Below are 13,222 nucleotides of genomic sequence, written 5' to 3'. Positions count from 1 at the left end.
ATTGTACCGGCGCGCCCGCGTTCACGCCAGCGCCGCGAGGCGCCGGTTCAGCGCGGCGCGTCGGGCGCGGGCGCGAGCAGCTCGGCGACCGCGTAGCGCTGCGGTGCGCGACCGGCCAGACGCTGGGCCACGTGCAAGGCACCGGCCGCGAAAATGTCGCGATTGCCGGCGCGATGCACCAGCTCGACGCGTTCGCCGATGCCGGTGAACTGCACGAGGTGTTCGCCGACGATGTCGCCCGCGCGCAGCGATGCGTAGCGGGGCTGCGCGCCGTGCGCGGCCGCCGCCTCGCCCAGGGTCAGCGCCGTGCCCGACGGCGCATCGAGCTTGCGCGTGTGGTGCGATTCCACGATGTCGCAATCCCAGCCCGGCAGCAGCGCGGCCGCCCGGCGCACGAGGTCCTCGAGCACCGCGACGCCCAGACTGAAATTCGATGCCCAGACGACGGGAATGCGCGCCGCCGCAGCGTCGAGTGCGTGGTACTGCGCGCCGGACACGCCGGTCGTGCCGGAGACCAGGGCCGCGCCGCGGCGCTCGCACAGCGCGAGAATCGCATCGAACCCCTGCGGCAGACTGAAGTCGATCGCGACATCGAAGGTCGGCACGCCGCCCAGTTCCGAGCCGCCGAAATACGGGACGCCGTCGACGACACGCTGCCGCGGCGCACTGCCGGAGACCGCGCCGACCACCTGCAGGTCGGTCCGCGCGCGTGCCAGGCGCAGCAGCGCTTGCCCCATGCGTCCGGACGCGCCTTGGACGAGGACACGCACGGGCGCGCTCACGCGGCCGTTCCCGCGGCGCTGGTCCGGACTTCTGCGATCGATGCGACGTCGTTCATGCCCCCATTCTAGCGTCGCCGTCTGCGCACGCGCCCGCTTCACGGGTGCGACACGAGGCATCCCGCCCGCTGGTGGACGCGTCCCGATGCGCGGCGCGCGTCAGGCATCGGCGCGCACATGCCGCGAGACGCGCATTCCGCATGCGGCGGCCGGGCGGCCGGAGCTGGCATGCGGCCAACACCGTCGGCGGGCCCGTGGCGCGCGATCCGGGGCCGGCCGGTCGCGCCTGCGATCGACCGTGCGCGCCGCGCTGCGATGCACGCTGTGCCGCGCGAATCAAGAGTCACGTGAGGGAGTCACCTGCGCGCCTGGCCAAATCCTGACCACGCGAACCGATGCCGGCCCGCATGCGGCCTCGCGCGGCTTATCCACACCTTTGTCAACGCCTCATCCACACCCGATGTGGACAGCTGCCGCGCTAGCGCCGCCGAGGCGCCAGGTCAAGTCGCGTCCGCCCTGTGCAGCGCGCCCGGGCGCGACGCGACGCGGTTCGTCAGCGCCGGCGCGACGCGGGCGCTATCGCATCGGCGCGGACCGGCCGCGAGGGTGGCGAGACTTTGATCACATTCCGAAATCCGGCGCGGGGCGGCCACTTGCATGGCTTATCCACACGATGGTCGACAGGTGATCCACAGCGATTGTGGATGACGGAATCGCCCGGGCCGGCGCGCCGCCCCGACACGACAACGCCCGGCGAAGGCCGGGCGTCAACATGGTGGTGCGTCGGGCGAATCAGGAGGTCATCCGGTCCCAGAAGCCCTTGACGCCGTCGATGAAGGTGCTGGACCGCGGCGAATGCCGGCGGGCGTTCTCGCTGGTGAAGGTGCTCTCGAAGCGCTCCAGGAGATCGCGCTGCTCGGCGGTCAGATTGACCGGCGTCTCCACGACGATCTTGCAGTAGAGATCCCCGGTGACACGACTGCGCACCGACTTGACGCCCTTGTCCCGCAGCCGGAACACCTTGCCGGTCTGGGTCTCGGCCGGCACGCGGATCTCCGCCTCGCCGCCGAGCGTGGGCACACGCACGGTCGAACCCAGCGCCGCCTGCGAGATGCGCACCGGGACTTCGCAATGCAGATCGTCGCCGTCGCGCTGGAAGATCGCGTGCTCGCGCACGCGCACCTCCACGTACAGATCACCGGGCGGCGCGCCGGCCGGGCCGGCCTCGCCCTCGCCTGCCAGGCGGATGCGATCACCGGAATCCACGCCGGCCGGCACCTTGACCGACAGGACCTTTTCGTCCTCGACCCGACCCGCGCCGCGGCAGGTCGTACACGGATTGGCGATGATCTGGCCCTGCCCCGCACAATGCGGGCAGGTCTGCTGCATGGTGAAGATGCCGCGCTGCATGCGCACCTGGCCGCGACCGGCGCAGGTCGAACAGGTCTCGCGCTTGCCGTCCTCCGAGCCGCTGCCGTCGCAGCTGTCGCACACGGCGAGCGTCGGCAGTTCGATACGCTTCTCGACGCCGGCCACGGCCTCCTCGAGATCAAGTTCCATCACGTAGCCGATGTCGGCACCGCGCCGGGGCCCGCCACCTCGCGCGCCCCCACCGAAGATGTTGCCGAAGATGTCGCCGAAGATATCGCCCATGTCGGCGCCGTGACCGAAGCCCGGCCCCGCATTGCCGCCGCCCATGCCGTGCTCGAACGCGGCATGCCCGTGCTGGTCGTACATGCGGCGCTTGCCACCGTCCGACAGGACCTCGTAGGCCTCCTTGCATTCCTTGAACGCCGCCTCGGCCGCCGCATCACCCGGATTGCGATCCGGATGATGCTTCATCGCGCAGCGACGGTAGGCCTTCTTCAGCTCGTCTTCGGTGGCCGTGCGCGTGACGCCCAGGACTTCGTAGTAATCGCGTTTGGTCATGAGGCCGTGATTCGTGATTCGTTATTGGTGATTCGAAGGAGCTGCAGGCGACGCGATTCGATGATTCATGACAGAACAAGCGGAGCCGAGGCCCCGCCTGTTCCGATCACGAAGCACGAGTCCACCGATTACTTCTTCTCGTCGTCCTTGACTTCGGTGAACTCCGCATCGACGACGTCGTCGGCCGTCGAGGTCTCGGCCTGACCCGCGTCGGCACCGCCCTGACCCGCCGCCGCGGCTGCCGCGAAGAGCTGCTGGGCGACCTCCTCGAGCTTCTTCGACTTGGCCTCGATCTGCGCCTTGTCGTCGCCCTTCATCGCGGTCTCGACATCGGCGATCGCCGCCTCGGCATTGCCGATCACGTCACCCGGCAGCTTGTCGCCGTTGTCCTTGATCGCACTGCGGGTGCTGTGCACCAGCGCATCGGCCTGGTTGCGCGCGCCGACCAGCTCCTGGAACTTCTTGTCGTCCTCGCGATGCGCCTCGGCGTCGGCGACCATCTTCTGGATTTCCTCGTCCGACAGGCCCGAGCCGGCCTTGATCTCGACCTTCTGCTCCTTGCCGGTCTTCTTGTCCTTGGCCGAGACGTGCAGGATGCCGTTGGCGTCGATGTCGAACGACACCTCCACCTGCGGCATGCCGCGCGGTGCCGGGTCGATGCCGGTGAGGTCGAACCGGGCCAGCGACTTGTTGAAGCGGGCCTGTTCGCGCTCGCCCTGCAGCACGTGCACGGTCACGGCCGACTGGTTGTCGTCGGCGGTGGAGAACGTCTGCGAGGCCTTGGTCGGGATGGTGGTGTTCTTCTCGATGATCTTGGTGAACACGCCGCCGAGGGTTTCGATACCCAGGCTCAGCGGGGTCACGTCGAGCAGCAGCACGTCCTTGACGTCACCGGCCAGCACGCCGCCCTGCACCGCCGCGCCGATCGCCACGGCCTCGTCGGGGTTCACGTCCTTGCGCGGCTCCTTGCCGAAGAACTCGGCGACGGCCTGCTGGACCTTGGGCATGCGGGTCTGGCCACCGACGAGGATCACCTCGTTGATGTCCGAGCTGCGCAGGCCGGCGTCGTTGAGCGCGATACGGCAGGGCTCGATCGACTTCTTGATCAGGTCCTCGACCAGCGCCTCGAGCTTGGCGCGGGTGAGCTTGATGTTGAGGTGCTTCGGGCCGGAGGCGTCCGCGGTGACGTACGGCAGGTTCACCTCGGTCTGCTGCGAGGACGACAGTTCGATCTTCGCGCGCTCGGCCGCGTCCTTCAGGCGCTGCAGCGCCAGCGGGTCCTTGCGCAGGTCGATGCCCTGGTCCTTGTTGAACTCCTCGACGAGGTAGTCGATGACGCGGGCGTCGAAATCCTCACCGCCGAGGAACGTGTCGCCATTGGTGGCCAGCACTTCGAACTGCTTCTCGCCGTCGACTTCCGCGATCTCGATGATCGACACATCGAAGGTGCCGCCGCCGAGGTCGTACACGGCGATCTTGCGGTCACCGCCGGACTTGTCGAGGCCGTAGGCCAGCGCAGCCGCGGTCGGCTCGTTGATGATGCGCTTGACGTCGAGACCGGCGATGCGGCCGGCGTCCTTGGTCGCCTGGCGCTGGCTGTCGTTGAAGTAGGCCGGCACGGTGATCACCGCCTCGGTGACCTTTTCGCCCAGGTAGTCCTCGGCGGTCTTCTTCATCTTCTCCAGGATGCGCGCCGAGACTTCCTGCGCCGACAGCTTCTTGCCGTCGCTGGTCGACACCCAGGCGTCGCCGTTGTCGTGCTCGAGGATCTTGTAGGGCACCAGGCCGATGTCCTTCTGGACCTCGGCATCCTTGAACTTGCGGCCGATCAGGCGCTTGACCGCGAAGAAGGTGTTATTGGGGTTGGTCACGGCCTGGCGCTTGGCCGAGGCGCCGACCAGCACTTCGCCGTCCTTGGTGTAGGCGACGATCGACGGCGTGGTGCGGTCGCCCTCGCTGTTCTCGATGACCTTGGCCTTGCCGCCGTCCATGATCGCCACGCACGAATTGGTCGTGCCGAGGTCGATGCCGATGATCTTTGCCATTGCGGGAATTCCTCTAGGAAATGTCTGTCTGGGGGACGGGCGGAGCCGTCGATGACCGTGATCTGGGGACACGCAACACTGCGTTCAAGCGGTGTGACGCATCCGGTAATGAGCAGGCGCGCGGCGCGTCAGTCGGCCTTGGCGACGACGACCATCGCCGGGCGCAGCAGGCGTTCGTTGAGCAGGTAACCCTTCTGGAACACCTGGGCCACGGCGCCGGCGGGCACGCCGGGGGCCTCGATGATGCTCATCGCCTGGTGGTGCTCGGGGTTGAAGGCGTCGCCCGGCGCGGGCGCGACGGTCGCCAGGCCGCTGGCCTCGGTGGCACGGGTGAGCTCGCGCAAGGTCAGTTCCACGCCGGCGCGCAGCGGATCGGAGTCCGAGGCGTTGGCCAGACCGGCCTCGAGCGCGTCGAACACCGGCACCAGGGACGACAACAGACGCTCGTTGGCGAACCGGCGGGCGCTGTCGATCTCGCGCGCCAGACGCTTGCGCTGGTTTTCCAGGTCCGCGCGCTCGAGCAGGCTCTGCGCGCGCACCTGCTCCAGTTCGGCCTTCAGCAGCTCAATCTGCTCGTCGAGCTGCGCATCGACGCCGTCGGGCGGCGCCTCGTGTCCGGCCGGGGCGTGCTCGGATTCGGGGGTCTGGGGATCGTGCTGTTCCTGGGTCATATCGGGTTCCGGGGCGGGCGTGTGGCCGCCGACCGACCCGCTATGGGGCCGCCGGATCGGGATTCAAGGCGGCGCCGAGCAGACTCGCGGTGGCCTGCACCACGGGAATGACCCGGTCATAGGCCATGCGGGTGGGCCCGATGACGCCCAGAACGCCCAGCGTGCGCCCGCCTGCGGCATAGGGCGCGGTCACCAGCGAGACCCCCTCCAGCGGGGCCAGGCCTGTCTCCTCGCCGATGAAGATGCGCACGCCCGGTGCGTGGATCGTGCGCTCGAGCAGCTGCAGGATCTCGCGCTTGCGCGCGAACGCCTCGAACAGCTCGCGCAGCCGGTCCAGATCCGACAGATCCTGCACGCCGATCAGGCGGTTCTGCCCGGACAGGACCATGTCCTCGTCACCGGGCACCAGGGCGTGCTCGGCCAGTTCCACGGTCTGGCTCAGCAGCGCCTCCATCGCGTCACGGGCATTGCGCAGTTCGTCCACCAGGCGGGCGCGGATCTCGGCCAGCGGCCGGCCGGCGCAGTGCTGGTTGAGATAGTTGGCCACGCGTTCGAGCTCGCCCGCATCGAACATGCGTCGGGTCTGGAAGATGCGGTTCTGCACCTCGTGATCGGCGAACACGACGATCGCCATCACCCGCTGGCCGTCCAGCGGCACGAAATCGATATGCCGGAACGCCAGTTGCTCCCGCCGCGGCACCGAGACCACGCCGACGAAATGGGTCATCGCCGACACCAGTTCCGACGCGCTGCCCAGCAGCGACTGCTGGCCGCCGCCCGCGCTGAGTTCGCCGCGCAGGCGCACCATCTCCTGTTCGCGCAGCGGCTTGACCTGCAGCAGCGAATCCACGAACACACGGTAGCCCTGGGTGGTCGGCACGCGCCCGGCGGAGGTGTGCGGGGAGGCGAGCAGACCCGCGTCCTCCAGATCGGAGAGGATGCTGCGGATCGTCGCCGGGCTGACGTCGAGGCCAGCATGCCGCGCCAGCGTCTGCGACCCCACCGGTTCGCCGTCGCGGATGTGGCGTGCGATCAGGGTGCGCAGCAGCTGCCTGGCACGAGCATCGAGCGGGTGATGGGCGTCGGAGGACATGCGGGCGGTATACGGCGCGCCCCCCGGCGATGCAAGCGCGCCAATCTCCGACAGTGAGACAGGGGCCGGGTATCAAGCGCGTCGTCGCGTCCCGATCTACTCGCCCGCAGCGCGCCAAGGCACAATCCGCACCCATGCTCACCCATCTCGCCATCCGCAATTTCGCCGTCGCCAGCCAGTCCGACCTGGAGTTCGGGGCCGGCCTGACCGTCATCTCCGGCGAGACCGGCGCCGGCAAGTCGCTGCTGGTCGACGCCCTGGGCTTCCTGTCCGGCCAGCGGGCCGACAGCGGCATCGTGCGCCACGGCGCCGATCGCGCCGAGCTGCACGCCGAATTCGCGCTCGACGATGCCGCACCCGCGTTGCGCTGGCTGCGCGAGCACGAACTCGACGATGGCGACACCTGCCAGCTGCGCCGCACCCTGCGCGCCGACGGCGGCTCGCGCGCCTGGATCAACGGCCGCCCGGCCACGATCAGCCAACTCGGTGAACTCGCCGGGCATCTGGTCGAGATCCACGGCCAGCACGAACACCAGGCCCTGCTCGCCCGCGGCAGCCAGCTCGCGCTGCTCGACGCCCAGGCCGGAAACGGCGCGCTCTTGTCCGAGGTCCGCGCGACCGCGCAGGCGTGGCGTGCGTTGCACGACGAGCGCGATGCGCTGGTCGGCATCGGCGATGTCGCCGAGCGGCGCGACTGGCTGCGTCACCAGCTCGACGAGCTCGACGGCGAGCCACTGGCGGCCGAGGCCGTCGCCGACCTCTTCGCCAGTCATCGCCGGCACGCGAACGCCGCAGGCCTGATCCAGACCTGCGACACCGCGCTCGAGCGCATGCGCGGCGATGACGAACTCGGCCTGCCCCAGGCCCTGCAGACCCTGCGTCATGATCTGGCGCGGATGCGCGCGCACGAGCCGCGCCTGGGCGAGGTCGACGCCCTGCTCGACGCCGCCGCGATCCAGCTCGACGAAGCCACACTGCTTCTGGGTCAGGTCCGCGACGATCTCGACATCGATCCCGACCAACTGGAGACGCTGGAGCAACGCCTCGGCCGGCTGCATGAGCTCGCGCGCAAACACCGGGTGACGCCGGAGGAGCTCATCGACGTGCAGGCGCGGCTGGCGGCCGAACTCGACCAGCTCGACGGCGCCGGCGAACGCCTCAAGCAGCTCGACGGTGAAATCGACGCCGCGCTGCGCCGCTGGCGCGAGGCGGCGGATCGTCTCGGCGCGGCGCGGCGCAAGGCGGCCAAGGCCCTGTCCAAGGCCACCACCGCGCTGATCCACGAGCTGGGCATGGGCGGCGGCGTGTTCGAGGTCGCGATCGAACCGGTCGACACCGCGCGACCCGATCCGCAAGGCGCCGAACGTGTGGAGTTCATGGTCTCGGCCAATGCCGGCCAGCCGCCGCGCCCGCTGCGCAAGGTGGCCTCGGGCGGCGAGCTGTCGCGTGTCTCGCTGGCGATCGAGGTCGCCGCGCTCGGGCACGATGCGGTGCCGACGATGGTGTTCGACGAAGTGGATTCGGGCATCGGCGGCGCGGTCGCCGACATCGTCGGACGCAAGCTGCGGGCACTGGGCGAAAGCCGCCAGGTGTTGTGCGTGACCCATCTGCCGCAGGTGGCGTCGAAGGGCCACACCCACTACCGGGTGCACAAATCCAGCGAGGAAGGCGCGACCGAAAGCCGGGTCAGCCGCCTCGACGCCAGCGAACGCACCGAGGAACTGGCGCGCATGCTCGGCGGCGTGGACGTCAGCAAGGAAGCGCGCGCGGCGGCGCGCAAGCTGCTTCAGGACGTGGCCTGACGCGATGGAACGCCGCACGGCCCGGTGCGCGTGCGGTCGACTGTCGGTCGAAGTCTCGGGCGCTCCGGTGCGGGTGTCGGTCTGCCACTGCCTGGATTGCCAGCGTCGCACCGGCAGCGCCTTCGGTGTCCAGGCACGGTTTCCGCGCGAGGCGGTGCGTCAGCACGGCGCGCATGCGACGTATGTGCGCACCGGCGACAGCGGCGGTCGCATGGACGCCGCGTTCTGCCCGCACTGCGGCTCGACGGTGTTCTACACGGGGGACGCGGACCCGGGCCTGGTCGCGATTCCGGTCGGCGCCTTCGCGGATCCACGATTCCCGCCCCCGGACGTGTCGTTCTACGAGACGCGCATGCACGACTGGCTGCACCTGGTCGGCGCGATGCGACACGAGGATTGAGCCCGCCGGACCCGGGCGACGGGCGGACGTCAGCGCTTCTTGCGCACGTACAGCACCAGCGAGTGTTCCTCGAGGTGGTAGCCGTACTTTTCGGCGATCTGCCGCTGCAGGGCCTCGATCTCTTCGCTTTCGAACTCGATGATCTTGCCGGTGTCCACATCGACCATGTGGTCGTGATGGCCGCCGCGATCGAGCTCGTACACCGCGTGCCCGCCTTCGAAATTGTGCTTGAGCACGAGGCCCGCCGCCTCGAACTGGGTGAGGACGCGATACACCGTCGCCAGTCCGATCTCGTCGCCCTGCTCCAGCAGTTGCCGGTAGATGTCCTCCGCGGTGAGGTGCTGGCGCGGCGTGCGCTGCTCCAGCAACTCGAGAATCCGCATCCGCGGATGGGTGACTTTCAGGCCGGCCTTGCGCAGGTCGAGCGATTCCATCAGGTGTGTCTCCAGGTACAGGCCGGCATTCACTGGCGGTTTATCGCCGACTGTCCAGACCCCGGTCGCGGCGTGCGCCAGAGTGTATCATCGGCCCCGTTTCCCGCAGCCCCGCCGAGCGCACGCGTCCATGCAGAAATTCCTTCTCGTTCCGGTCATCGCCCTGGCCACCAGCGGTTGCGGTCTGCTGTACAAGCAGCCGATCTATCAGGGCAATCTGATCGAGCAATCGGCGGTCGAGCAATTGCAGGCCGGCATGGGCAAGCCGCAGGTGGAAGCCCTGCTCGGTACGCCGTCGATCAGCGACCCGTTCCATCACCAGCGCTGGGACTACACCTCCACCGAGCGCGTCGGTCGCAGTGGTCGTACCGAGATCAAGAACTTCACCGTGTTCTTCGAGAACGACCAGGTGGTGCGCTGGGAAGGCGACTACTTCCCGAACCGCGATCAGGCGCTGGCCGAGGAAATGCGCAAGTTCGGCAACCTGCCGCGTGAGCGCGGCAACAACCGCCGGCGCTGACCGCCCTCAGCGCGCGGCCGGCTTCGCCGCGCGCCGTCGTCGCGCATCCTTCGGGTCCAGCTGGAGCGCGCGCAGCAGTTCCAGCCGATCGCCGTCGCGCAGTACGGTGTCCTCCGTGGCGCGAACGCCGTAGACGGCATAGCCGGCGATCTCCGCGTCCAGCGGGCCGAATGCCGCCAGCGCAGCTGCGATCGTGGCGCCGTCGGGCAGCTCCAGCGTCCGGCTGCGGACCGCACGCGGCCGGGCCAGCACCACGTCCACCTTCATGACCGCACGCTCACGGTTCGGCCGGTTCGCGCTCGGCCACCCGCACGAAATCGTCGACCATGCGGTCCGCCAGCCCCTGGAAGCCCAGGGTCAGCGCCGGCAGCATCAGACGGCTGCGCGGCTCGAATTCCAGCGTCAGCCCGACCTTGCAGGCGTCGTCACGGAGCGGGGTGAACGTCCAGCGGCCATGCAGGGACTTGAACGGCCCATCGCGCAGCTGCATGTCGATCGACTCCGGCGGCGTGAGCGTGTTCTCGGTGGTGAACCAGGTGCGCAGTGCGCCGAGGCCCAGATCCAGACGCGCGACCATGCGCGAGGCACTGGCTTCCTCGATCACGGCCGCATCGCACCAGGCGAAGCGGCGCGGATAGGCGGCGACATCGTTGACCAGCGCGAACATGCGCTCGGCGGACTGCCCGACCAGGGCGCTACGTTCGATCTTGGGCATGACTCGCCTGGGGGACGTGCTTCGAGGACAATGTGCGGATGAGCAAGAAGAGCGGCAAGAGCAAGGATAAGGCAAACAGCACCGGCACCATCGCGCTGAACAAACGCGCGCGCCATGAATACCATCTCGAGGACCGCTACGAAGCCGGTCTGTCGTTGCAGGGCTGGGAGTTGAAGGCGATCCGTGCCGGCCGCGCCAACATCGGCGAGAGCTACGCGATCATACGCAACGGCGAACTGTTCCTGTTCGGTGCCCAGATCACGCCGCTCACCCAGGCCTCTACGCACGTGATCGCCGATCCGCAGCGCACCCGCAAGCTGCTGCTGCACCGGCGCGAAATCGACGTTCTGGTCGGCCGCGTCCAGCGCGACGGTTACACCATCGTGCCGACCGCGCTGTACTGGAAAGGCAACAAGGTCAAGGCCGAGGTCGCGCTCGCCAAGGGCAAGCAGCAACACGACAAGCGGGATGCGGAGCGGGATCGCGACTGGGCACGCGACAAACAGCGTGTCCTGCGTCGGCACAACAAGGATGCGTGAGATCGTCTAGCCGGTGTCGTCCGGCGACCGAACCGCGCACGCCTAGCGCTCTTCGTCCTCGTCCTCGTACTGCGCCGGTGCGAGCGTGAAGCGGATCGTGGCGCCCTGCCCCGGCCTGCCCTCGGCGCTGATGCTGCCGCCATGCCGTTCGACGATCCGCTTCACCGACGCCAGGCCCACGCCGTGGCCGGTGTATTCGTCCTCGCGGTGGAGACGCTGGAACGGGCGGAACAGCTTGCCGGCATACTCGGCATTGAAGCCGGCGCCGTTGTCGCGGATTTCGAAATGACCTGCGTCGGCGCGTATGAATTCGATCCGTGCGCCCGGCGTCGATGCGGTGAACTTCCAGGCGTTGCCGAGCAGGTTCTGCAACAGGTTGCGGACGAGCGCAGCGTCGCCCTTGGCATGCAGGTCGGGCGCGATGAGCACGTCCACCTGGCGCGCCGGATCGGTCTGCCGCAGATCGGCCACCACCTCGCCGGCCATGCGGCTGAGATCGAGCGGGCTGCGCTTGAACTCGCCGCGTGTGATGCGTGACATGGCCAGCAGGGCATCGATCAACGCATCCATCCGCCCGGCCGCGTTGCGCACTCGCGCGAGATAATCGTGCCCCTGTGCGTCGAGCACACCGCTGTAGCGCTCGGACAGAATGCGGCCGAAGCCGTCGATGCTGCGCAGCGGCGCGCGCAGGTCGTGCGAGACGATGTAGGCGAAGGATTCCAGTTCGTGATTGGCCCGGGTGAGTTCGCGCGTCCGCGCTTCGACGCGCGACTCGAGTGTCCGGTTGAGCGCATGCACCTGCGCCTCCGCACGCAGGCGCTCGGTCACATCGTCGACCTGGACCAGCCGCACCACGTCGCTGCGGGGATCGCCCGGTACGACTGTCGATGCGAGATGCACTTCGCGGATGTCCCCGTCCTCGCGGCGCAGGCGCCGCACGCTGCGATGCACGCCTTCCCGGAATGCCTGCATCTGGCCGGTCCGCGAGATGCGCTCCGGTCCGTCGACGAAGTAACGCTCGAACAGGCTGCCCACCAGCGCGGCCTCGTCGACACCCGCGATCTCGGCCATCGCCGGGTTGGTTTCGACGATCGTGCCCCGGCGGTCCAGCAGCACCATGCCGATCGCCGAATACTGCATCGCATTGCGGAAACGCTGCTCGCTGCGCCGGTAGGAATCGCTGAGCCGCAGCGCGAGCATCTCCGCGCGTGACTGGGTCCGCGCAAGCGTCATCACCACCGCGAACATCAGCAGCGCCGCCAGCACTCCGGCGGCGACCGTGATCCGCAGTTCGTCCATTCCCGGCGACGTCAGCGCGCCCACCGGCTGGAAGTCGTAGCGCCAGATGCGCCCGTAGAGCGACTGGGTCACGCTGTGGAGCGGCGGCCCGGCCTCCTCGTCATACCCCTCGGATGCGAGCACCGGACGGGCGCTGGCGTCGGTGACGTCGACGATCCGGAACGCCAGCCGTTCGCTCAGCGGGATACGCGAACGCCCGAGAAACTCGGCCGAGCGGAACGGCGCGAACACCCAGCCCACGAGCGCCCCCTGACGGTCCGGCTGGCTGCCGGGCAGACGTGCCGTGCGGTAGACCGCGGCGAACATCAGTACCCCCGGACTGCCCCGATGCAGGGTCAGCGGCGCGCTGAGCTGGACTTCGCCACTGTCGCGCGCCGCGTCCATCGCCGCGCGGCGGACCGGATCGCTGTACTGGTCGTAGCCGATGACCTCCCGCGTGGACGCGTCCTCGGGCTCGAAATAGACGATGGCGCCGTAGTGCGAGCGGACACCGCGCGGAGTGAGCACGAACAGGCCCTCCCCGGCCGCGCGGCGCTGCAGTTGCAGGTTCTTCAAGGAATCCGGATCGAGATAGGCGACATATCCGAGCCCCTGCAGGCCCGGCAATTGCGCCGCGATGTCGAGACCTTCGACGTAACCGCGCCACTGACGCGCCGTGGGGGTATCGGCAGCCGCACTGTGCAGGGCGACTCCGCCCCTGAGGCTGAGCTCGTACTGCAGCATGCGCTGGCGGATGGTGTCCGCGAGCTGGTCGGCCTCCGCCACGAAGCTCGTTTCGGCCAGGCGGCGCTCGCGCTCTCCGGCATTGCGCGCGTACAGCGCCACGAGCAGCAACGCGCCGATCAACACCAGCACCGCCAGGACATGACTGCGACGCAGGCGCGCGGCGGAGGGGAACAGACCGCTACGACGGTCGGGCACGGAATCGGGCATGGCCCAAGCATACCGGCCGTGCTCGGGCCGCATCATCGCCATAAAAAAACCGGGCCCGATTGC

13 protein-coding genes are annotated in these 13,222 nt (G+C 68.8%); 4 read left to right on the top strand and 9 right to left on the bottom strand.

Translation table 11 applies throughout. The annotated features are described in order from the left end of the window. Positions 1-47: 47 nt before the first annotated feature. From dapB to hrcA, 5 genes are all read right to left on the bottom strand, one after another. Positions 48-782, bottom strand: a complete 735-nt coding sequence (dapB, locus tag PQS31_RS10555; protein ID WP_272762682.1) for a 4-hydroxy-tetrahydrodipicolinate reductase — start codon at positions 780-782, stop codon at positions 48-50. Between the two features lie 789 nt (positions 783-1,571). Further along, a complete protein-coding gene (dnaJ, locus tag PQS31_RS10550; RefSeq protein WP_272762681.1) occupies positions 1,572-2,708 on the bottom strand; it encodes a molecular chaperone DnaJ in 1,137 nt (378 codons plus the stop codon). A 128-nt stretch (positions 2,709-2,836) separates the two neighbouring features. Next, complete coding sequence (gene dnaK, locus PQS31_RS10545; protein ID WP_272762680.1) at positions 2,837-4,753, bottom strand: molecular chaperone DnaK; 1,917 nt, start codon at positions 4,751-4,753, stop codon at positions 2,837-2,839. Between the two features lie 128 nt (positions 4,754-4,881). After that, positions 4,882-5,424, bottom strand: coding sequence for a nucleotide exchange factor GrpE (gene grpE, locus PQS31_RS10540; RefSeq protein ID WP_272762679.1), 543 nt, complete (start codon positions 5,422-5,424; stop codon positions 4,882-4,884). A gap of 40 nt (positions 5,425-5,464) precedes the next feature. After that, a complete protein-coding gene (gene hrcA, locus PQS31_RS10535) occupies positions 5,465-6,517 on the bottom strand; it encodes a heat-inducible transcriptional repressor HrcA (RefSeq protein WP_272762678.1) in 1,053 nt (350 codons plus the stop codon). A 134-nt stretch (positions 6,518-6,651) separates the two neighbouring features. On the opposite strand from hrcA, the gene recN reads away from it, so the two are divergent. Then, positions 6,652-8,319 (top strand): DNA repair protein RecN, encoded by a 1,668-nt coding sequence (gene recN / locus PQS31_RS10530; RefSeq protein ID WP_272762677.1) that lies wholly within the window; start codon positions 6,652-6,654, stop codon positions 8,317-8,319. A 4-nt stretch (positions 8,320-8,323) separates the two neighbouring features. Next, positions 8,324-8,719 (top strand): GFA family protein, encoded by a 396-nt coding sequence (locus PQS31_RS10525; protein WP_272762676.1) that lies wholly within the window; start codon positions 8,324-8,326, stop codon positions 8,717-8,719. Positions 8,720-8,748: 29 nt separating this feature from the next. On the opposite strand, the gene fur is transcribed toward PQS31_RS10525, so the two are convergent. Beyond that, positions 8,749-9,153: a ferric iron uptake transcriptional regulator gene (gene fur, locus PQS31_RS10520; RefSeq protein WP_272762675.1), complete on the bottom strand. Its 405-nt coding sequence runs from the start codon at positions 9,151-9,153 to the stop codon at positions 8,749-8,751. A gap of 130 nt (positions 9,154-9,283) precedes the next feature. On the opposite strand from fur, the gene bamE reads away from it, so the two are divergent. Beyond that, on the top strand, positions 9,284-9,673 hold the full coding sequence (gene bamE, locus PQS31_RS10515; RefSeq protein ID WP_272762674.1) for an outer membrane protein assembly factor BamE: 390 nt from the start codon (positions 9,284-9,286) through the stop codon (positions 9,671-9,673). 6 nt (positions 9,674-9,679) lie between these two features. On the opposite strand, the gene PQS31_RS10510 is transcribed toward bamE, so the two are convergent. After that, positions 9,680-9,940, bottom strand: coding sequence for an RnfH family protein (locus tag PQS31_RS10510; RefSeq protein ID WP_272762673.1), 261 nt, complete (start codon positions 9,938-9,940; stop codon positions 9,680-9,682). A 10-nt stretch (positions 9,941-9,950) separates the two neighbouring features. Continuing rightward, complete coding sequence (locus PQS31_RS10505) at positions 9,951-10,388, bottom strand: type II toxin-antitoxin system RatA family toxin (protein ID WP_272762672.1); 438 nt, start codon at positions 10,386-10,388, stop codon at positions 9,951-9,953. 38 nt (positions 10,389-10,426) lie between these two features. Here PQS31_RS10505 and smpB point away from each other — a divergent pair, with 38 nt between their 5' ends. Then, positions 10,427-10,927, top strand: a complete 501-nt coding sequence (gene smpB / locus PQS31_RS10500; RefSeq protein ID WP_272762671.1) for an SsrA-binding protein SmpB — start codon at positions 10,427-10,429, stop codon at positions 10,925-10,927. A 42-nt stretch (positions 10,928-10,969) separates the two neighbouring features. Here smpB and PQS31_RS10495 read toward each other — a convergent pair whose 3' ends face one another. Then, complete coding sequence (locus PQS31_RS10495) at positions 10,970-13,159, bottom strand: CHASE domain-containing protein (protein ID WP_272762670.1); 2,190 nt, start codon at positions 13,157-13,159, stop codon at positions 10,970-10,972. Positions 13,160-13,222 lie beyond the last annotated feature (63 nt).

It is taken from the genome of Luteimonas sp. BLCC-B24 (assembly GCF_028550595.1).
GTDB lineage: Bacteria > Pseudomonadota > Gammaproteobacteria > Xanthomonadales > Xanthomonadaceae > Luteimonas.
Note: the sequence above shows the minus strand (reverse complement) of the source record. Positions and strands in the feature narration are given on the sequence as shown.